At 70.3% G+C, this 20,107-nt stretch carries 16 protein-coding genes; 11 read left to right on the plus strand and 5 right to left on the minus strand.

Annotation, left to right across the window (positions count from 1 at the left end):
- Nucleotides 1-207: 207 nt before the first annotated feature.
- From H180DRAFT_RS17430 to H180DRAFT_RS17440, 3 genes are all read right to left on the minus strand, one after another.
- Nucleotides 208-1,110, minus strand: coding sequence for a DUF4429 domain-containing protein (locus tag H180DRAFT_RS17430; protein ID WP_079100179.1), 903 nt, complete (start codon nt 1,108-1,110; stop codon nt 208-210).
- 103 nt (nt 1,111-1,213) lie between these two features.
- Nucleotides 1,214-2,404 (minus strand): alpha/beta hydrolase, encoded by a 1,191-nt coding sequence (locus H180DRAFT_RS17435; RefSeq protein WP_055487002.1) that lies wholly within the window; start codon nt 2,402-2,404, stop codon nt 1,214-1,216.
- A 237-nt stretch (nt 2,405-2,641) separates the two neighbouring features.
- A complete protein-coding gene (locus tag H180DRAFT_RS17440; protein WP_055487078.1) occupies nt 2,642-3,334 on the minus strand; it encodes a TetR family transcriptional regulator in 693 nt (230 codons plus the stop codon).
- 218 nt (nt 3,335-3,552) lie between these two features.
- Between H180DRAFT_RS17440 and H180DRAFT_RS17445 the strand changes: the two genes are divergently transcribed.
- Nucleotides 3,553-5,190, plus strand: coding sequence for an MFS transporter (locus H180DRAFT_RS17445; RefSeq protein ID WP_079100180.1), 1,638 nt, complete (start codon nt 3,553-3,555; stop codon nt 5,188-5,190).
- Between the two features lie 495 nt (nt 5,191-5,685).
- Nucleotides 5,686-6,054, plus strand: coding sequence for a peptidase inhibitor family I36 protein (locus H180DRAFT_RS17450; protein WP_055487003.1), 369 nt, complete (start codon nt 5,686-5,688; stop codon nt 6,052-6,054).
- Between the two features lie 233 nt (nt 6,055-6,287).
- On the opposite strand, the gene aceE is transcribed toward H180DRAFT_RS17450, so the two are convergent.
- Complete coding sequence (gene aceE / locus H180DRAFT_RS17455; protein ID WP_055487004.1) at nt 6,288-9,035, minus strand: pyruvate dehydrogenase (acetyl-transferring), homodimeric type; 2,748 nt, start codon at nt 9,033-9,035, stop codon at nt 6,288-6,290.
- Between the two features lie 410 nt (nt 9,036-9,445).
- Here aceE and H180DRAFT_RS17460 point away from each other — a divergent pair, with 410 nt between their 5' ends.
- The 6 genes from H180DRAFT_RS17460 (at nt 9,446) to H180DRAFT_RS17485 (ending at nt 14,121) form a co-directional block, all read left to right on the plus strand.
- A complete protein-coding gene (locus H180DRAFT_RS17460) occupies nt 9,446-9,886 on the plus strand; it encodes a DUF3052 domain-containing protein (RefSeq protein ID WP_055487005.1) in 441 nt (146 codons plus the stop codon).
- Between the two features lie 280 nt (nt 9,887-10,166).
- A complete protein-coding gene (locus H180DRAFT_RS17465) occupies nt 10,167-10,625 on the plus strand; it encodes a peroxiredoxin (RefSeq protein ID WP_055487006.1) in 459 nt (152 codons plus the stop codon).
- A gap of 127 nt (nt 10,626-10,752) precedes the next feature.
- Nucleotides 10,753-11,328 (plus strand): TerD family protein, encoded by a 576-nt coding sequence (locus H180DRAFT_RS17470; protein ID WP_055487007.1) that lies wholly within the window; start codon nt 10,753-10,755, stop codon nt 11,326-11,328.
- A gap of 118 nt (nt 11,329-11,446) precedes the next feature.
- Nucleotides 11,447-12,025, plus strand: coding sequence for a TerD family protein (locus tag H180DRAFT_RS17475; protein WP_055487008.1), 579 nt, complete (start codon nt 11,447-11,449; stop codon nt 12,023-12,025).
- Between the two features lie 39 nt (nt 12,026-12,064).
- Nucleotides 12,065-13,219 (plus strand): DUF475 domain-containing protein, encoded by a 1,155-nt coding sequence (locus H180DRAFT_RS17480; RefSeq protein WP_055487009.1) that lies wholly within the window; start codon nt 12,065-12,067, stop codon nt 13,217-13,219.
- Nucleotides 13,220-13,362: 143 nt separating this feature from the next.
- The gene (locus H180DRAFT_RS17485; protein WP_055487010.1) at nt 13,363-14,121 is read left to right on the plus strand and encodes a Tellurium resistance; all 759 of its coding nucleotides are present in this window, start codon (nt 13,363-13,365) and stop codon (nt 14,119-14,121) included.
- Nucleotides 14,122-14,173: 52 nt separating this feature from the next.
- Here the strand turns inward: H180DRAFT_RS17485 and H180DRAFT_RS17490 are convergent, their stop codons facing one another.
- A complete protein-coding gene (locus H180DRAFT_RS17490; RefSeq protein WP_055487011.1) occupies nt 14,174-15,127 on the minus strand; it encodes a TerD family protein in 954 nt (317 codons plus the stop codon).
- Between the two features lie 239 nt (nt 15,128-15,366).
- Here H180DRAFT_RS17490 and H180DRAFT_RS17495 point away from each other — a divergent pair, with 239 nt between their 5' ends.
- From H180DRAFT_RS17495 to H180DRAFT_RS17505, 3 genes are read left to right on the plus strand one after another with little or no spacing between them, the layout of a single operon-like run.
- The gene (locus H180DRAFT_RS17495; protein WP_055487012.1) at nt 15,367-16,557 is read left to right on the plus strand and encodes an HpcH/HpaI aldolase/citrate lyase family protein; all 1,191 of its coding nucleotides are present in this window, start codon (nt 15,367-15,369) and stop codon (nt 16,555-16,557) included.
- Nucleotides 16,558-16,574: 17 nt separating this feature from the next.
- Nucleotides 16,575-19,223, plus strand: a complete 2,649-nt coding sequence (locus H180DRAFT_RS17500) for a phosphoribosyltransferase (RefSeq protein ID WP_055487013.1) — start codon at nt 16,575-16,577, stop codon at nt 19,221-19,223.
- On the plus strand, nt 19,220-20,104 hold the full coding sequence (locus tag H180DRAFT_RS17505) for an HAD family hydrolase (RefSeq protein ID WP_055487014.1): 885 nt from the start codon (nt 19,220-19,222) through the stop codon (nt 20,102-20,104). The genes H180DRAFT_RS17500 and H180DRAFT_RS17505 overlap by 4 nt, the downstream gene beginning before the upstream one ends.
- The last annotated feature ends 3 nt before the right edge of the window (nt 20,105-20,107 follow it).

The raw sequence follows: 20,107 nt of genomic DNA on the forward strand, positions 1-20,107 counted from the left end.
GTATGCGGTGGTCACGGGCCCGCACGTCATACGTGGGTACCGGGTGCACCCCCTACGTCAGTAGGGCGCGGCTCCCGCCGACGCAGGCCACCGCGCCCGCCGCGCCGGAGGGGCGCCGCCCTCCGTGCCCGTCGGAGCAGCGGTCCTCCGCCCCGCCGTGCGTGCGCGGCCACCGCGGCCGGGGTGGCACAACGGGACGCCGCGCGCTCACAGTTCGGCGAGCAGGTCGGCCTTCTTCTTCGCGAACTCGTCCTCCGTCACGAGACCTGCCTCGTGGAGTTCCCCGAGGTGCCGTATGCGCTCGGCGATGTCCGCCGGATCGGCGCGCCCGGCGGAGTGCCCGGACCGGGACGGACGGGACGGCGGCGAGGTCTCGGGAAGGGCAGCCGGCTGGGCCGCCCGGACGGCCTCCAGCACCGAGGCGGCGAACGGCAGCGACTCGTGCACCAGCCCGTAGCCGATGCCGAAGACCACCGACGCCGGGTCCTTGTCGGGTTCCCGGTTCTCCGGAGGCCTCCCGCCCCGCGGCGTCACACGCAGATGGCCGCTCGCGATCTCCGGCGAACGCCATTCGACGTCCTCCAGCTCGCTCACCTGGAAACTCTGGTCGCCCGCCTTCCACTTGCTGGAGGAGGCACCGGTCCAGAACCAGCGGAAGAAGACAGTGCCGCCGTCGAAGGACGCCTTGCCGTCGTAGGCCTTGAAGCTGTGCGGAGGCTCGGGGGCGGCGACGAGATGGTGCTCGGCGGGCTTGTCGGCGTCCGCGCCCAGGGCCGCGCGCAGCTCGGTGGCGTAGTAGTCGGCGAGCGTCTCGCGCTCGGCGGGCAGCACCAGACGGTAGGGATCGCAGCCTTCCTTGAGCTGGCCTGCGGCGGCCTCGATCAGCGGGTCGGCGCCCGCGCGGGGCTCTGCGCGCAGTACGACGGTGCCGCGTCTGCCGCCCGGGCCGAGCTCGACGCTGCTCAGTGCCTCGTACGGGACGCGCCGCTCTCCGAGCACGTGGAAGAGCTTCGGTGTGCGGATCCCCCGTTCGAAGCGGATGAGCACGGAGTCGGCTTCGAACTCCCAGGCGGAGTGAATTCCAGCCAGTACGTCACCCATGCGGCCCATCGTATGCGCGCGGCGCCCGCTCGTCCCCCTCCTCGACGCTACGCGCGTAATGGGCCGCATTTCCGGGGCATATGCATGCCCGTGCGAGAAATGAGCCGCGACGTCAGGCGGTCTTGACGGGTGTCCCGATGCAGCCGGGGTCGCTCGTCGCGCAGCTGATCGTCTCGTACGAACCTGTCGCGATCTCTGCGAAGTTGGCCAGGCTTCCGGTGCCGGGAACGTAGTAGCCGGTGTGCCCGTACGCGCCGTCGGCGGAGAGCCTGCGCGCCCCGAAGGCGGGGGAGACGGGGTCGGCCCCGTGACCGAGGCCGCCGACCTCCATGTGCGGCACGTCGGCGATCCAGTCGTCCCTGTCGCGGACGGCCCAGATGTTGGCGTCGGTGCCCAGGTCGTCGGCGTGGTCCACGCGCATGCCCGGGCTGCCGGAGACGGCGATGTCGGTGACGCGCGGCGGCAGCCTGTCCGCCGCGTCGCCGCACACGACCGAGCCGTAGCTGTGGCAGAACAGGGCGATGTGCGGGTTGCTCAGGCTCTGCACGAAGTCGGTGAGCCGCTGCGCCCCCTCCTCGGCGAGGTTGCCGGAGGCGGCCTCGACGCCGAGACCGGTCGGTGCGGTGTAGTCGGCCCAGGCGATGGTCGCGGTGGAGGCGCCCGGCGCCGCGGTGCGCTGCCGCTCCTGGAGGGCGCGCGCCATGCCGGAGGGCGCGGAGTAGGGGTGGTCGGTCTTCTCGAAGGTCAGCAGGTTCGTGTCGACGCCCGGTACGACCACCGACACCCGCCGCGCCCGGTCCAGATCGCCGAAGACCTCCGCCGCGCGGCCGCCGCCCGTCGGGTCGAAGGCGAGGATCCTGCGTCCGGGTTCGAGCATGGACTCGAAGCGTTCCATGCGGTGTCGCGCGGTCTGGCGTCCGTCGTCGGTCAGCCGCTGGTCGTGCATGCGTTCGCGTTCCACGTCCCGGGCCTCGGTCAGAGCCCTGTGGTTCGCGTCGTAGCGCAGTTGAAGCGGAGCGCCGCCCAGATTCCCCACGACGAGCGGATAGCGCTCCGCCAGGCGCTCCTGCTGACCGGCGGTGAGCGAACGGAAGAACCGGGCGACCGCTCCGGGCTTCTCGTCCGGGCCGGGCAGCGGGCGGCCCGCGACGGAACCCTTCTCCCAGGCCAGCAGGCTCGCGGCGTACGGGCCGGGCGTCCCCTCGTGCTCACGGATCGCCGTCCAGCCGGTCGTCGCCAGCAGAACCAGCACCACGGCCAGTGCGAGCACCGTGCGCCAGAAGGCCGTGCCCGGGGCTCCCACGGAAGGGAGGCCTGGTCCGGACAGCGGGTTGCTGAGGGCCTGGAAGGAATTCACTGGGCAGCAACCCTAGGAGACGGGGTCGGGTGCTCGTGTGCGCCGTGACCCATCTCACGTTTCGGCATGCCTGATTGGGTCAGTTTCGGGCGGGCCTGTGGCTGTCGTGCTCTTGCGGGCGTACGAGGACGTTCCCGCGGGTGCCTTGCCGCGGGCAGGCCGCGAACCCGCCTGCCGTGCAGATCAGTTGGAGGAGCCCGCCCCCGGAGCTCCGGGGGGTGAGGCCCGGGGTGCGCGCGGCGGCCGGCCGGGATCGCCCCAGTCCTCGGAGAGGGCGGGGCCCAGCTGGTCCACGTACGACTCGACCATGTGCTGGGCCGCGGCCACGGTGATGTCCCCGCCGAAGCTCCAGCGGCGGAAGGCGGCGCGCATCACACCGGAGAACGCCGCCACGAGCACTCGCGGTCTGGCGTCGCCGTCCGGGTCCACGCCCTCGCGCCGCGCGATCTCGGCGGCGAGCCGTTCCTCCATCTCCACGGCGTGACGGAGTTCGACGGCCACGAGGGAGGGGGTGGTCTCGATGATCTGCCACATCCTCATGTAGAGCGACAAGGGCACGATCTCCTCGATGGCCTCGCCGATGCTCTCCCACGTCTCGTCCAGCGTGCTGCGCAGCACCTCCACCGGGGATTCGTCCCCGGGCGGCCGCGTGCGTACCGCCTCCACGTACCGCTCCGAGACGAGCGCCTGGAGGAAGAAGGCCACTTCCTCCTTGCTTGTGAAGTAGCGGAAGAAGGTGCGCTGGGAGACGTCGACGGTGGCGACGATCTCGTCGACGGTGGTCTCCTCGTACCCCTTCGCGACGAAGAGCTCGCAGGCGGCGCGGACGAGCGAGTCCCGGGTGCGCTGCTTCTTCCGCTCACGCAGACCGGTCACTTCGGCCACCTCCCAGTGGTTCGCCGCTGATCCCTCCAGCGGCAGGGCATGTACGGACCGGACGCTGCCGCGGCCGGTGCCGAGGACGTGGTGCTCCGGACGAGGCTCTTCCGTCTCCGGCCGGGGTCACGGGTTCCCCGCCGGATGTGAGCAGCCTGACATCTACAGACGAATAATTTTGTTTGTCAATTGTCAGCGACTGTCATTAGTCTCGCATCATGAGCTCCCAGACCAGCACAGCCACGGGCCGGGCCGCGGAACCGCCCGGTCCGCGAGAACCAGGCATACCAGGCGCAGCGGGCGCACCGGAACCTCGATCGGGTGTCCGCGGCCACCCGTGGCTGACCCTCGTGACCGTGGCCATCGGCATCACGATGGTCGCCCTCGACGGGACGATCGTCGCCATCGCCAACCCGGCCATCCAGAAGGACCTCGGAGCTTCGCTCGCCGACGTCCAGTGGATCACGAACGGATATCTGCTGGCGCTCGCCGTCGCCCTGATCACCGCGGGCAAGCTGGGTGACAGGTTCGGTCACAGGCAGACCTTCCTGATCGGCGTCGTCGGTTTCGCCGCGGCCTCCGGAGCGATCGGCCTCGGCGGCAGCGTCTCGCTCGTCGTCGCCTTCCGCGTGCTGCAGGGCCTCTTCGGGGCCCTGCTGATGCCGGCGGCGCTGGGTCTGCTGCGCGCATCTTTCCCCGCCGAGAAGCTGAACGCCGCCATCGGCGTCTGGGGCGCGGTCATCGGCGCCTCGACCGCCGCGGGGCCCATCGTCGGCGGCCTCCTCGTCGAGAAGGTCAACTGGGAGTCGGTCTTCTTCATCAACATCCCGGTCGGCCTCGCCGCACTGGTCATGGGGCTGTTCATCCTCCGCGACCACCGGGCGGAGAAGGCGCCGCGCTCCTTCGACATACCGGGCATCTTGCTGCTGTCCGGCGCGATGTTCTGCCTGATCTGGGCGTTGATCAAGGCTCCGGACTGGGGCTGGGGCGACGCGTCCACACTGGGCTTCCTGGGCGGTTCCCTCGTCGCGTTCCTCGTCTTCGGACTGTGGGAGTCGAGGGCGAAGGAACCGCTGGTTCCGCTCAGCATGTTCCGCTCGGTCCCGCTGACGGCCGGGACGGTACTGATGGTGCTGATGGCCTTCGGATTCATGGGCGGCATCTTCTTCGTCACCTTCTACCTCCAGAACGTGCACGGGATGTCGCCCGTGGACAGCGGGATCCGGCTGCTGCCGCTCACGGCGATGATGATCGTCGCCTCGCCCCTGGCGGGCGGGCTCATCTCCAAGGTCGGGCCGCGCGGACCCCTCGTCGGCGCCATGATGATCGCCGCGGTCGCCATGTTCGGTCTCTCGACGCTGGACGCGGACAGCGGCGCAGGCATCACCTCCCTGTGGTTCGCCCTGCTGGGTCTCGGCCTCGCCCCGGTGATGGTCGGTGCCACCGACGTCATCGTGGGGAACGCGCCGCTGGAGCACTCCGGCGTCGCGGGCGGGCTCCAGCAGTCGGCGATGCAGGTGGGCGGAAGCCTCGGCACCGCGGTGCTGGGCGTCGTCATGGCCACCCGGGTCGACGACGCACTGCCGGAGAAGTGGGCGGACGCCAAGCTGCCGCCGCTGCCGCCCGGGCAGGCGGACAAGCTCGAAGGGGCCGCCGAGGTCGGCGTGGCGCCCCCGGCGCCGGCGGGCACGCCCGCGCAGATCGCCGAGGCGATGAAGGAGGTCGTGCACGACTCGTTCATCTCGGGGATGGGGCTGGCCTTCACGTGCGCCGGCGTGGTGGCGGTGTTCGCCGCGGGGGTCGCCTTCTTCACCAAGCGCGGCTCCAACGACGCGGGGCCCTCCGTGCACGTGTGACGGGGGCGGCTCGCCCACGGCGGGGGAGTGCGCACCTCCGGGCCTCGACCCCGCGCGTGAGCTCGGGGGTGAGCTTCGAAGCGGCAACTTCGGGCAGTGAACCTCGGGCAGTGAACTTCGGGCAGTGAACTTCGGGGCGGGACGGTCGCCGGCCGTTCCGCCCCGAGTTGTATCCGGATCCGGCTCATGGCGCTTGTGGATATCTCCGCCACTGGTCCTGGTGAAGCGTGCGGCTTTCTCTTGGCCTTGCCCTGGCGCCCGTACATGCTGGTCACGACGCCGGGCGAGCGGAGCCCGGCCCGGTACGGGGGAGTGATCGGAGTGCGGGGACGCGGGCGAGGCATGTCCGGACGGGACGAGGCCGGACGGGCGGAGTCCGGGCCGGGAGCAGCGGGGCCGGCGGTGTCGGCGCCGGCAGCATCAGGACGGGCGGTGCAGGAGCCGGGTGCACCGGGCCGCCGAGGGGTCGGGGGAACTTCTGCCGGCCGGACCGGCATGCGGGGTGTCGTGGCCGCCGCGCTCGCACTGGGCGCCCTGGCCGCGGGGACCGCGGCGGCGCCACCCCGGGCGGCGGCAGGGCCGAGGCTGGGCGACTGCGCGGCGGGGGCGCTCTGTATGTGGCCGGATGCCCCCTTCCGTGGCGAGCGGCGTGAGTACGCGCTGAGCGGGGTCTCCCTCGGAAGCTGTGAGCGGTTTCCCGGGCGTGCGGGTGCGGCGTCGTTCGCCAACCGTACGGGCCGTCCGGTGACCGTCTACGAAAGCGGTGAGTGCGCGGAGACCCGTGAGTTCCACACGCACCCTTCCGGTTCATGGACTCCTGAAGGCGCGTACAGGATGCGGGCGTTCAAGGTCTGGGAGCGCTGATGTCCCGCTCTCGCGGCGCGGTGGTGCAAGCCGTCGCCACGGCATGCGTACTGGCCTGGGGGCACGTTCTGCATGCGGGCGTCCGGCGTCTGCGCCTGCTCGGCAGGTCTCCCGGCGGCCGGCCCGTGTGCCCCGGCAGGGGCCGTGCACAGCGCGACGGCACGGCACGGCAGTGCCGTACCACGCCGTCGCGGTGCGTTCCCGTGCGACCAGGGGCTATGCCCCAGTGTTCGTCAGGCGTCGCCGCCCGCCGCGCCCGGGTCGGCAGCGGCCACGTCCAGCAGCTGGTACCGGTCGAGGGCCTGCTTCAGCGCAGAGCGGTCGATCTTCCCCTCCCGTGCCAGCTCCGTGAGCACGGCCAGCACGATCGACTGCGCGTCGATGTGGAAGAAGCGCCTGGCCGCTCCGCGGGTGTCGGCGAAGCCGAAGCCGTCGGCTCCCAGGGACTGGTAGGTGCCGGGCACCCAGCGGGCGATCTGGTCCGGCACGGACCGCATCCAGTCGGACACGGCCACCTTGGGCCCGTCGGCGTTCTGGAGCTTCCGCGTCACGTACGGGACGCGCTGGTCCTCCTCGGGGTGGAGCAGATTGTGCTCCTCGGCTTCCACCGCCTCGCGGCGCAGCTCGTTCCAGGAAGTCGCCGACCAGATGTCCGCCTTGACGTTCCACTCCTCGGCCAGGATCTTCTGGGCCTCCAGAGCCCACGGCACGGCGACACCCGAGGCGAGGATCTGCGCGGGGATCGTCCCCTTGTCGCCCACGCTGTAGCGGTACAGCCCGCGGACGATGCCCTCGGCGTCCACGTCCTCCGGCTCGGCCGGCTGCTGGATGGGCTCGTTGTAGACGGTGAGGTAGTAGAAGACGTCCTCGCCCTGCGGGTGCTCCGGCGAGGAGCCGTACATCCGCTGCAGGCCGTCCTTGACGATGTGCGCGATCTCGAAGCCGAAGGCCGGGTCGTAGGAGACGGCGGCCGGGTTCGTCGACGCCAGCAGCTGGGAGTGGCCGTCGGCGTGCTGCAGACCTTCGCCGGTCAGGGTCGTGCGACCGGCGGTCGCACCCAGTACGAAGCCCCGCGACATCTGGTCGGCCATCTGCCAGAACTGGTCGCCGGTCCGCTGGAAGCCGAACATCGAGTAGAAGACGTAGATCGGGATGAGCGGCTCGCCGTGCGTGGCATAGGCCGACCCGGCGGCGGTCGCAGCGGCGGTGCAGCCGGCCTCCGTGATGCCGTCGTGCAGCATCTGGCCGGTCGGCGACTCCTTGTACGCCAGCAGCAGTTCACGGTCCACGGACTCGTAGCTCTGCCCCAGCGGGTTGTAGATCTTGGCCGAGGGGAAGAACGAGTCCATTCCGAAGGTGCGGTACTCGTCGGGAGCGATCGGCACGAAACGCTTGCCGATCTCCTTGTCCCTCATCAGGTCCTTCAGCAGCCGCACGAAGGCCATGGTGGTGGCGATCTGCTGCTGGCCGGACCCCTTCTTGACGGCCGCATAGGCCTTGTCACCGGGGAGCTTGAGCGGCTTGGAGCGGTTCACGCGCGTGGGCACGTAACCGCCCAGCTCCCTGCGGCGGTCGTGCATGTACTGGATCTCTTCCGAGTCCCTGCCCGGGTGGTAGTACGGCGGGGCGCCGGACTCCAGCTCCTTGTCGGGGATCGGCAGGCGCAGACGGTCGCGGAAGCCCTTCAGATCGTCGATCGTCAGCTTCTTCATCTGGTGCGTGGCGTTGCGGCCCTCGAAGTTCGGTCCCAGCGTCCAGCCCTTGATGGTCTGCGCGAGGATCACCGTGGGCTGGCCCTGGTGCTCCTTGGCCGCCTTGTACGCCGCGAACACCTTGCGGTGATCGTGGCCGCCGCGTCCAAGGTGCAGGAGCTGGTCGTCGGTCATGTTCTCGGCCATCGCCCGCAGCCGCTGGTCACCACCGAAGAAGTGGTCGCGGATGTAGGCGCCGCTCTCGGTGGCGTACGTCTGGAACTGGCCGTCGGGCGTGGTGTTGAGCTTGTTGACCAGCACACCGTCGCGGTCCTGGGCGAGCAGCGGGTCCCAGGAACGGTCCCAGACCAGCTTGATCACGTTCCAGCCGGCACCGCGGAAGTACGACTCCAGCTCCTGGATGATCTTCCCGTTGCCGCGCACCGGGCCGTCGAGCCGCTGAAGGTTGCAGTTGATGACGAAGGTGAGGTTGTCCAGCCCCTCCCGGGCCGCCAGAGAGAGCTGCCCCAGCGACTCGGGCTCGTCCATCTCGCCGTCGCCGAGGAAGGCCCACACGTGCGACTTGGAGGTGTCGGCGATGCCGCGCGCCTCCATGTAGCGGTTCATCCTGGCCTGGTAGATCGCGCCGATCGGCCCGAGCCCCATCGAGACCGTGGGGAACTCCCAGAAGTCGGGCATGGACCGCGGGTGCGGATAGCTGGAGAGCCCGTTGGGCGACTTGCTCTTCTCCTGCCGGAAGCCGTCCAGCTGTGCCTCGGAGAGCCGGTCGAGCAGGAACGCGCGGGCATAGATGCCCGGCGAGGCGTGGCCCTGGAAGAAAACCTGGTCGCCGCCGTCCCCCTCGTCCTTGCCGCGGAAGAAGTGGTTGAAGCCCACGTCGTAGAGAGAGGCGGAGGAGGCGAAGGTCGCAATGTGCCCGCCGACCCCGATACCGGGCCGCTGTGCGCGGGAGACCATCACCGCGGCGTTCCAGCGGGTCGCGTTGAGGACCTTGCGCTCGATCTCCTCGTTCCCGGGGAAGTAGGGCTCGTCCCGGGTGGCGATCGTGTTCACGTAGTCCGTGCTGCGCATCTCCGGTACGGCGACGCGCTTCTCGCGTGCCCGCTCGATGAGCCGGAGCATGAGATAGCGGGCCCGTCCCCGTCCGCGCTCGTCGACGGCGGCGTCGAGCGAGTCAAGCCATTCCTGGGTCTCTTCGGGATCGAAGTCCGGGACCTGGCTGGGAAGGCCGCCAATGATGATCGGGTTGCGATCGGATCCGGAAGCCACGCTGTTCCTTCGCTGGTCGTGATCTGTCTGCCATGGTGTCGCGCCGACTCCATCGTCCACTGCCGCTGCGCCCACGTCACCTTTACTGCTGGGTAATCCGTTTTCGTCTCATGGGCGCGCGACAGCAACAAGTTGAATGGGGCGGCCGAATTGCCACCCTACGCCCGGCGCGGCAGAGGTGTGCCGCCGCCGGTGCACCGGGTGCGGAAGGGGCGGAACCGGCACATACGTCACAGGCCGATGTGGCGCGAATCACTGCGCATCGGGCATTGTGGGAGGACACGTCGGCGTTCGGGCGGGATGGATGGTCGGGTACTTGCGCGATCCGGCCCGCCCGTGTGGACTACGGCCATTGCCTCGCGTGCGCGTGGGGCGCAAGGCAGATTCCAGCAAGAGACAGGAGGCAATCCGTGAGCGCGACCGCGGACCACGCGGAGGAGCGGACCAACCCCGCCGCAAGGCTGGGTTTCCAGCCCGGACAGGTGGTCCAGGAGCTCGGGTACGACGACGACGCCGAGCAGGCCCTCCGTGAGGGAATCGAGGCCATCACGGGTACGGAGCTCGTCGACGAGGACCACGACGACGTGGCCGATGCCGTGATGCTGTGGTTCCGCGAGGATGACGGCGACCTGACGGACGCGCTGGTGGACGCCACCACGATGATCGACGCGGGTTCTCCTGTCTGGCTGCTGACCCCCAAGACCGGCCGCGAGGGGTACGTCGAGCCGAGCGAGATCGGTGAGGCGGCACAGACGGCCGGGCTCGCCCAGACCAGCACCGTCAACGCGGGCAAGGACTGGAGCGGAAGCCGTCTGGTCACGCCCAAGACCGCTCGCACCGGCAAGCGGTAGCCAGGCCTTGTCCGGCCTCGGGGGCGGCCGCGGGCGCAGCCCGATGAGGCCTTCCCCGGCAGTGGACCCGTCCGGATCCGGGCCCCCGGCAGCCAGGCTGCCGGGGGCCCGGACCCGCTTCGGGGGAAGAAATGAAAGACTGCGCCGGCGTCCCGTACGACGGTGACCCGCCCTCCCCGCCAGGCGCCCTGCGGACGCCGCGGGCGGCGCCCGCCGTCTTCCGGGCCGTGATCACAGAACGTCTCCATCGACAGTCATCACGGAAGGGGATCTTGATCCCATGGCAATCGAGGTCGGCACCAAGGCACCGGACTTCACACTGAAGAGTCAGCACGGAGAAGCGGTCTCGCTGTCCGACTTCCGGGGCAAGAAGAACGTCGTTCTGCTCTTCTACCCCTTCGCCTTCACCGGGGTGTGCACGGGCGAGCTGTGCGCGCTGCGTGACGAACTGCCCAAGTTCGTCAACGACGACGTGCAGCTGCTCGCCGTCTCCAACGACTCGCCCTTCGCGCTGAGGGTGTTCGCCGAGCAGGAGGGCCTGGAGTACCCGCTGCTGTCGGACTTCTGGCCGCACGGGGAGGCCTCCCGCGCCTACGGCGTCTTCGACGAGGAGAAGGGCTGCGCGGTGCGCGGCACCTTCGTGATCGACACCGAGGGCGTCGTCCGCTGGAGCGTCGTCAACGCCATCCCGGAGGCGCGTGACCTGAACGAGTACGTCAAGGCGCTGGAAGCCCTCTGAGCCAAGCGCTGGGAGCGTGGGGAACCGCTCACTAGGATCGATTCGTTCATCCGGCAGGAACAGAACCTGACCGCTACAGGCACGGGGCACGGCACGGTGCTCCTTCGAACAGACACCTGGAGGACTCGTGGGAGTCAGCCTCAGCAAGGGCGGCAACGTCTCGCTGACCAAGGAGGCCCCGAACCTGACGGCTGTGATCGTCGGTCTGGGCTGGGATGCCCGTACGACCACGGGGTCGGACTTCGACCTCGACGCCAGCGCTCTGCTTGCGAACAGCGAGGGCAAGGTCGGCAACGACAAGAACTTCGTCTTCTTCAACAACCTCAAGAGCCCGGACGGCTCCGTCGAGCACACCGGTGACAACCTCACCGGTGAGGGCGAGGGAGACGACGAGGTCATCAAGGTCAATCTGGCAGGTGTGCCGGCCGACGTCGAGAAGATCGTCTTCCCGGTCTCCATCTACGAGGCCGAGAGCCGTCAGCAGAGCTTCGGTCAGGTCCGCAACGCCTTCATCCGCGTCGTCAACCAGGCCGACAACAACGAGCTGGCGCGCTACGACCTCAGTGAGGACGCCTCCACCGAGACGGCCATGGTCTTCGGTGAGCTCTACAGGCACGGCGCGGAGTGGAAGTTCCGCGCCATCGGCCAGGGTTACGCGTCGGGGCTGCGCGGCATTGCGCAGGACTTCGGGGTCAACGTCTGAGGGATCCCGGCAGTCACCGGCGCCGCAGGCTTCCGTGAACAGGAGGTGTGCGGCGCCTGGTGATGTCGGGACACTGGGGGCATCAACACCGGGGAGAGTTCGGGGAGAGGATCAGAACATGGGCGTGACGCTCGCCAAGGGGGGAAATGTCTCCCTCTCGAAGGCCGCACCGAACCTGACGCAGGCCCGTATCGGGCTCGGCTGGAAGGCCCGCTCCACCACCGGGGCCGCCTTCGATCTGGACGCCAGTGCGCTGCTGTGCGGGAACGGCCGGGTACTCGGCGACGAGTACTTCGTCTTCTACAACAACCTCAAGAGCCCCGACGGATCCGTCGAGCACACCGGCGACGAACTGGTCGGCGGTTCCGGAAGCGAGGACGACGAGACGGTGCTGGTGGACCTGCCGCTCGTTCCCGCCCAGGTCGACAAGATCGTCTTCCCGGTCTCCATCTACGACGCGGAGCCCCGCCAGCAGACGTTCGGCCAGGTCACCGACGCCTACATCCGAGTTGTGAACCAGGAGGACGGGCAGGAGCTGGCGCGTTACGACCTCACGGAGGACGCCTCCTCGGAAACCGCGATGATCTTCGGGGAGCTGTACCGGCGCGAGGGCGAGTGGAAGTTCCGGGCCGTTGGGCAGGGGTACGCCTCAGGCTTGCGAGGCATCGCTCTAGACTTCGGGGTCAATGTTTCGTAAGCAAAGGTCATTTGTTCGTAAAGCGGATTGGGTAGCCCAGTGCTCTTGAAAACCTTCGGCTGGTCCTTCGGCGTCACGGCCGCGGGGCTCGCCCTCGCCGCGTTGCTCTGGGGGTGGCAGGGGTTCGCCGTCGTGGCGATCCTGTCCGTCCTGGAGATCTCACTGTCCTTCGACAACGCGGTCGTCAACGCAGGTGTGCTGAAGAAGCTCAACGCCTTCTGGCAGCGCATCTTCCTGACCATCGGCATCCTCATCGCCGTGTTCGGGATGAGGCTGGTCTTCCCAGTCGTCATCGTGGCCATCAGCGCCAAGATCGGGCCCATCGAAGCCGTCGATCTCGCGCTGGCGGACCCGGACAAGTACCAGCAGCTCGTGACGGACGCCCACCCGGCCATCGCGGCCTTCGGCGGCATGTTCCTGCTGATGATCTTCCTCGACTTCATCTTCGAGGAGCGGGAGTACAAGTGGCTCGCCTGGCTGGAGCGGCCCCTGGCCAAGCTCGGCAAGGTCGACATGCTCTCCGTGTGCATCGCCCTGATCGTGCTGCTGGTCTCGGCCATGACCTTTGCGGTCGAGGCGCACCAGCACGGCGGGGCCCACGTGGACAAGTCCGCCACGGTGCTGCTGTCCGGCGTCGCCGGACTCATCACCTACCTGCTGGTGGGCGGTCTCTCCAGCCACTTCGAGAACAAACTGGAGGAAGAGGACGAACGCGAGCACGAGGCCGAGGAGAAGGCCAGGCAGGAAGGCAAGGACCCGTCGCTGGCCGGACTCGCCGGCAAGGCCGCCTTCTTCATGTTCCTCTACCTCGAAGTGCTCGACGCCTCCTTCTCCTTCGACGGCGTCATCGGCGCCTTCGCCATCACCAACCACATCTTCTGGATGGCGCTCGGGCTCGGAATCGGCGCGATGTACGTGCGGTCGCTGACGGTCTACCTCGTCCGGCAGGGCACGCTCGACGACTACGTCTACCTGGAGCACGGCGCGCACTACGCGATCGGTGCGCTCGCGACCATCCTGCTCATCACGATCAAGTACGAGATCAACGAGGTCGTCACCGGCCTGATCGGCGTCGCGCTGATCGCCGCGTCCTTCTGGTCCTCGGTCCGGCGCAACCAGCGGATCTCGCAGTCGCACGACAGCGGCGGCGAGAAGGACGAGACCTCGGACGAGGAGGTCGGCTCCAAGGCGTGAGCCCCCTGTGCCCCAGGAAGGTGCGGCAGATCGCACGTTTCCGGGTGTCACGGCGGCCTGTTTGCGGAACGCTCTGACGGGGCGGTTCCGAGTCCCGACTCGGAACCGCCCCGAGGCAGTTGGAGTTCGAGTGGGGGTGCGGGATGGTCTCCCTTTGGGAGAACTGGCGCAGCAGCGCCGGGATGCGGCGGCGCGGGCCGAAGTTCGACACGATAGGCGGTCCTTCGACGTACGCCGTCGAGCTGACCAAGCGTCACTCGTCGCTGTCGCTGACCGAACAGGGCTCGGACAACGGCAGTCTGCGGGTCAACCTTTCCTGGCGGATGCGCTCTTCGGACTTCGACGGGAGAGCCGGGCGCCGCGGTTCGCTCCGCAACCCGCTCGAGGCACTCAAGCCCCAGGTCGTACAGGCGCACACGCAGGGCGTCGTCGACGTCGACCTCGATCTCGCCTGCATGTACGAAATGGCCGACGGCACCAAGGGAGTTGTGCAGCCGCTGGGCAACTTCCTCGGTGACTGGAACTCTCCGCCGTATGTGAAGCTCACCGGCGACGACCGCTTCGGTTCCCCCTCCGGCGAGACGATCTATGTGAATCTCGACCACAAGGACGACATCAAGCGGCTGCTCTTCTTCGTCTACATCTACGACGGCACCCCCGCGTTCGACCGCACGCACGCGATCCTCACGCTCTTCCCGAGCAACGGACCGCGCGTCGAGGTCGGACTCGATCAGCGGGCTCCGCAGGCGCGTTCGTGCGCGGTGCTGCTCATGCAGCACGAGAAGGACCAGCTGATGGTGCGCCGGCAGGTGCGCTACGTCTACGGATTCCAGTCCGAACTGGACCGGCTCTACGGGTGGGGCATGCAGTGGGGCCGCGGGTACAAGACCGGCCGGAGCTGACCCGGACCGTCCGGCGGCGCGAGCCGGTCCGGGCGGGCTGCGGGCGTTCCCGTCAGCGGTCCTGGAACTGCGGCCCCTGGGGTGGCAGTGCGAAGTCCGGGTCGGGCTGCGGGTATCCGTAGGCAGGCTGCGGATACCCGTACGCGGGCCGGGTCGCCGGCGGCTGCTGGGGCTGCTGCGGATAGCCGTAGCCATGCGTCGGTGCCGCGGGGCCCGGCCCTGCCGCCGCGATGGGTGACGGCGCCGTGGGCGGCGGCGCGGTGGGCGGCGGGCCCGCCGCGGGAGCCGCGAGGGGAAAGTCCTCGGGTTCCGCAGGCTGTCCGCCTGCGGTGAAGGCCGGCACGGTCGCTTCGTCGGGCGTCGGAGCGGACGTCTGGGGCGGGACCGACGGCGCGGGCGGCACGGTGGCACCCGGCTGTTCCGGTGCTGCGGCACCCGGCTCCCGGCGGGAGCCCTCGCTTTCCTCGACGGTGATCCCGTACTCGGTGGCCAGCCCGATCAGCCCGGTCGCGTAACCCTGGCCCAGCGCGCGGAACTTCCAGCCCGTGCCGCGCCTGTACAGCTCGCCGCAGATTAGCGCCGACTCGGCGCCCGTCTCCGGCTCGATGTCGAACGTCAGCAGAGGTTCGCCCTCCGAGCCGGGTCCGGCGCCCGCGTACGCCAGCAGCCGCAGCTGCGGCACCTCGCCGAAGGTGCCGCCGTCCGTGGACGCGGCGAGCAGCACGCGGTCCACGTGAGGGGCCAGCGCGCCGGGGTCGACCTCGACCGAGTCGCACCTGCCGTCCTGCTCCTGCGTCTTTCCCAGGTGACTCACCGCGCCCGAAGGGTGCCGCGGCTGGTTGTAGAAGACGAAGTCCTCGTCGGAACTGACGCGTCCGCTCTCGTCCAGCAGCAGCGCGGACACATCGACGTCGGGCACTGCGGACCCGGAGGACCAGCACAGGACGGCGCGAACCGCCACAGTCTCCAGCTGAACGTTCGAGCCCTTCACCATGGCGTGCGTCATGCGCTCATCCTGCCTTCCGCCCGCGCGTCAGGACAACGCGGGAGGCCGGGGTGGCCGGGCGTGCACCCGGTGGTGACGCATTCTTCATCGTCGGCTGGAACCAATGGGCCCCTCCCGTACGTACGATGAGCGGCTGCTTCTCGCCACCGGACCGCACAGCCGGCGGCGGGACGGGCTGCACGATCGACACGACCGCGTAGGCCACGCCGGATGCCACGCGAAGGGAATCGGGGTCACGCATGCGGCATTTCGGTCAACTCCCGCCCGAGGTGCGGCGAGCGCTGTTCCAGCACGAGCCGGCCGAGTTCACCGCAAACTCGCCGGGCCGTACGCTCGCCGCCGCGCTCGGCGCCACCCTGTACTGCCCGGCGACGCGCACGAGCCTCGCCGCCGACGTGGTCAAGCAGGCCCGTCGCGGCGTGAGGTCCATGGTGCTGTGCCTGGAGGACTCCATAAGCGATGCGGAGGTCGCGGGGGCCGAGGGCAATCTGACCCGGCAGGTGGCGCAGCTCGCGGCCCCCGGCGCCGGCCTGCCCCAGCGGGACGTCCCCCTGCTGTTCGTACGGGTACGGGAGCCGGAGCAGATCACCGACCTCGTGAAGCGGCTGGGGCCCTCGGCCGCACTGCTGTCGGGATTCGTGCTGCCCAAGTTCACCGAGGAGAGCGGCATCCCGTTCCTGGAGGCCCTGGCAGAGGCCGAAGCCGCCGCGGACCGCAGGCTGTTCGCGATGCCGGTGCTCGAGTCCCCGGCGCTGCTGCACCTGGAGACGCGGGCGGCGACGCTGGCCGGAATCGCCCGTGCCGTCGACAAGTACCGGGAACGGGTCCTCGCGCTGCGGCTCGGCGTGACGGACTTCTGTTCCGCCCACGGGCTGCGCCGTACACCCGAGATGACCGCGTACGACGTCCAGCTCGTCGCGTCCGTCATCGGTGACGTGGTGAATGTGCTGGGCCGCGCGGACGGCAGCGGCTACACGGTCACCGGACCGGTGTGGGAGTACTTCCGGCTCCAGGAGAGGATGTTCAAGCCCCAGCTCAGGCAGAGCATCTTCACCGGGCGCGCGGAGGAACTGCGTACGGCTCTCATCGACCACGACATGGACGGACTGCTGCGCGAGATCGAACTGGACCGGGCCAACGGTCTGCTCGGCAAGACCTGCATCCATCCCTCGCACGTGCTGCCGGTGCACGCGCTGTCCGTGGTGAGCCTGGAGGAGTACAGCGACGCCACCGACATCCTCCGCCCGGAGCGCAGCGGAGGCGGTGTCGTGCGGTCCGCGTACACGAACAAGATGAACGAGGTGAAGCCGCACCGGGCGTGGGCCGAGCGGACGCTGCTGCGCGCCGAGCTGTTCGGGGTGGCACGCGAGGGCGTCGGCTTCGTCGACTTCCTGGCGGCCGGCGTGCGGGCGGACGGCGAACCGGCGTGAGAGGGCGGGACGAAGGGATGGGCGACGGGGTGAGGGACGCGGTGAGGGACGCGGTGAGCGGTGCGGTGTGGTCCGGCGAGTGGGTCGCCGAACGGCTGGATGTGCGGCTGAGCGGCGACGGGCTGCGGGAGTTGATGGGCCTGGCGCTGCGCCGCAACCCCAAACGCGCGCATCTCCTCGTCTCGCGCGTCCTGGGCAAGCACGTGCCGGAGCGGCCCGGAGCCGTGCGCGGGGTCGGCGTCGGGCTCGGGAGGCAAGTGCGGACCCTGCTCGGCGACGGCCTCGCGGACCGTGCCGTGGTGCTCGGCTACGCGGAGACGGCGACGGGGCTCGGGCACTGCGTGGCCGACGGCATCGGCGGCGTCACGTATCTGCACTCGACACGGCGCGCGGTGCCGGGGGTGGCAACCGCCGGAGGGTTCGAGGAGGAGCACAGTCACGCCACGTCGCATCTGCTGCTCCCGGAGGATCCGGGGCTGCTGAGCGGGGACGGGCCGCTCGTCCTCGTCGACGACGAGTTCTCGACGGGCCGCACCGTGCGCAACACCATCGCGGCACTGCACCGGCGGCATCCTCGCCAGCGGTACGTCGTGGTGGCGCTGACCGACATGCGCTCGGCGGACGACGCGGCCGCACTGGAGAAGTTCGCGGCCGAACTCGGCGCGCGTGTGGACGTGGTGGCGCTGGCACGCGGCCGCGTCTCCCTCCCGCACGACGTGCTGGAGCGCGGGCAGCGCCTGGTGGCGCAGGCGGAGGCTCAGGCGGGTCCGGCGGAGGCGCAGGCACCCGACGCCACTGCGGGCCCGTGCGGCGCGAGCCCGGCGGCCCGGGTGGACCTCGGCTGGCCGCCGGGCCTGCCCGACGGCGGACGGCACGGCTTCACCGCCGCCCACCGGGCCCGCCTGGACGCGGCACTGCCCGGCATGGCCGCACGGCTGGCCTCCGCACTGGCTGAGGCGGGCACGCTCGACGAGGGTTCTTCGCCGGAAGCCCCGGGTGACCGTACGGCTCCGCGCGTACTGGTGCTGGGCTGCGAGGAGTTGATGTACGCACCGCTGCGCCTCGCCGTCGCCCTGGAGGAGCGCCTGGGCCGGGAGGCGGAAGTGCGCTTCTCCACCACGACGCGCTCGCCCGTGCTCGCGCTCGACGACCCGGGCTACGCCGTCCGTACGTGCCTCTCCTTCCCGGCGCACGACAGGACGGACGCGGCGAACGGCACGGACTCCGGGACGGACACCGGGCCGGCGACCGGCGCGGACACCGGGACGGACGGCGTCGCGGCCCGCGGGACGGAGGCCCGGGCCGAGAGCCGCCGCGGTTCCGGGACCGCCGTGCGCTATGCGTACAACGTCGCTCCCGGTGCCGACCCCGGCCGCCGCTTCGCCGCCGCCGTCGTCGTGACGGACTCGGCGTCGGACACCGCTGCCCTGCACGCCCCGGGCGGTCTGCTGCACCGGCTGCGCGAGCACACCGACAGCGTGCTGCTCGCGGTGGTCCCCGCCTACCGTCCGCTGCCCGCGCCGCTGCGCGGCCCGCGCTTCTCCTCCTACGCGCCCGACGAAGTCGGCTGGCTGCTGCAGGACCTGTCGCAGACGAAGCTGGAGGCCCCGACCGAGGAGCGCGAGGAGGCGATCCAGAGCGGAGGGGCGCACTACGCGGAGTCGCTGCCCGTCGAATACCAGCCGGGCCCGGACTACGAGCGGCTCTTCCACGGCGCGCTGGAGTCCTCCGCGAGCCGCGTCGCGCGCGCGGTCGGCACCGTCACCGAGACCGTGCTGAGTGAACGGGCGTCCCGCGGAACGGGCCGCCCGGTGCTGGTCTCGCTCGCCCGCGCGGGCACGCCCGTCGGCGTACTGATGCGGCGCTGGGCGCAGCGGGCCCACGGGCTGGACCTGCCGCATTACGCGGTGTCCATCGTGCGCGGGCGCGGCATCGACGCCAACGCGCTGCGCTGGATCGCCTCGCACCACGACCCCGCCGACGTCGTCTTCGTCGACGGCTGGACGGGCAAGGGCGCCATCACTCGTGAACTCGCCCAAGCCCTCGCGCAGTTCGAGGAGTTCGGGGAGTTCGATCCGGAGATCGCCGTGCTCGCAGACCCCGGCGGCTGTGTACGCACATACGGCACACGCGAGGACTTCCTCATACCCTCCGCGTGTCTCAACTCCACCGTCTCCGGGCTGATTTCGCGCACCGTGCTCCGCGCGGACCTGGTCGGCCCGGACGACTACCACGGCGCCAAGTGCTACCGGGAGCTTGCCGGTTCGGACGTCTCGGGCCTCTTCCTGGACCGGATCACGGCCCGCTTCGGCGACGTCGCCGAAGCCGTGGCGGGGGACGCGGCAGCGCTGCGGACCGCCGAGCGGGCTCCGACGTGGGCCGGCTGGAGCGCGGTGGAACGCATCAGCCGGGAGTACGGCATCGACGACGTCAACCTTGTCAAGCCCGGGGTCGGCGAGACGACGCGTGTGCTGCTGCGCCGAGTGCCGTGGCGGATTCTGACGCGGCGCGGCGCGGGCTCCGACCTGGACCATGTACGGCTGCTCGCCGAACAGCGGGGCGTGCCGGTCGAGGAGACGGACGGACTGCCCTACAGCTGCGTGGGCCTGATCCACCCGCGGTTCACGCGCGGTGCCACCGGCTCCGACGGGAGGGCCGCCGGATGACCGCCCCCTCCCGGCCGGTGACGCCGCCTCTCCCGCTCTTCGCCGGGGACCTCGACCGCACGCTGATCTACTCGGCGGCGGCCCTCGGACTGAGCGTGCCCGACAGCGAGGCTCCGCGGCTGCTGTGCGTCGAGGTGTACGAGGGCAGGCCGCTGTCGTACATGACGGAGACGGCCGCCGGACTGCTGGGGGAACTGACGGAACGGTGCGTCTTCGTGCCCGCCACCACCAGAACGCGCGAACAGTTCCGCCGGGTGCGGCTTCCCGGCGGTCCGGCACGCTACGCGGTGTGCGCCAACGGCGGCCATCTGCTCGTCGACGGCGAGGCGGACCCGGAGTGGAACGCGCAGGTGCGCCACCGTCTCGCTGCGTGTTCCCCGCTCGACGAGGTGCGCGCGCACCTGCGCGAGGCGTCCGCGGGCGGCGACTGGGTGCTCAAGCACCGCGTCGCCGACGACCTGTTCGCCTACCTCGTCGTCGACCGCGAACGGCTGCCGCAGACGTGGGTGAAGGAGCTGGCGGCCTGGGCGGAGCCCCGAGGCTGGACGGTCTCGCTCCAGGGCCGCAAGATCTACGCCGTGCCGCGCCCCCTGACGAAGGGCGCTGCCGTCGCCGAGGTCGCACGGCGCACCGGGGCGACGCACACCTACGCGGCCGGTGACTCGCTGCTCGACGCCCAGCTGCTGACCGCCGCCGGCCGGGGCTGGTTCCCCGGGCACGGGGAGCTGGCCGACAGCGGCTGGAGCGCCCCCCGCGTCACGGCGCTGCGCGAGCGCGGCGTCGCGGCGGGGGAGCGGATCGTACGGGAGATGTACGAGGAGGCGGCCGGGGCGGCGCGGGCACACGGCGCGGCCGGAAGGCGGGAGACCGGTGCCGGCTGAGCC

Origin of the sequence: Streptomyces sp. WMMB 322 (assembly GCF_900090145.1) — a bacterium.
Classification (GTDB): Bacteria; Actinomycetota; Actinomycetes; order Streptomycetales; family Streptomycetaceae; genus Streptomyces.

Coding starts and splice junctions, on each gene's coding strand:
- H180DRAFT_RS17485 (WP_055487010.1), top strand. CDS start 13,363: ATGGTCTCCCTTTGGGAGAACTGGCGCAGCAGCGCCGGGATGCGGCGG.
- H180DRAFT_RS17445 (WP_079100180.1), top strand. CDS start 3,553: ATGAGCTCCCAGACCAGCACAGCCACGGGCCGGGCCGCGGAACCGCCC.
- H180DRAFT_RS17500 (WP_055487013.1), top strand. CDS start 16,575: ATGGGCGACGGGGTGAGGGACGCGGTGAGGGACGCGGTGAGCGGTGCG.
- H180DRAFT_RS17430 (WP_079100179.1), bottom strand. CDS start 1,110: ATGGGCCGCATGGGTGACGTACTGGCTGGAATTCACTCCGCCTGGGAG.
- H180DRAFT_RS17490 (WP_055487011.1), bottom strand. CDS start 15,127: ATGACGCACGCCATGGTGAAGGGCTCGAACGTTCAGCTGGAGACTGTG.
- H180DRAFT_RS17450 (WP_055487003.1), top strand. CDS start 5,686: ATGCGGGGTGTCGTGGCCGCCGCGCTCGCACTGGGCGCCCTGGCCGCG.
- H180DRAFT_RS17505 (WP_055487014.1), top strand. CDS start 19,220: ATGACCGCCCCCTCCCGGCCGGTGACGCCGCCTCTCCCGCTCTTCGCC.
- H180DRAFT_RS17465 (WP_055487006.1), top strand. CDS start 10,167: ATGGCAATCGAGGTCGGCACCAAGGCACCGGACTTCACACTGAAGAGT.
- H180DRAFT_RS17475 (WP_055487008.1), top strand. CDS start 11,447: ATGGGCGTGACGCTCGCCAAGGGGGGAAATGTCTCCCTCTCGAAGGCC.
- H180DRAFT_RS17495 (WP_055487012.1), top strand. CDS start 15,367: ATGCGGCATTTCGGTCAACTCCCGCCCGAGGTGCGGCGAGCGCTGTTC.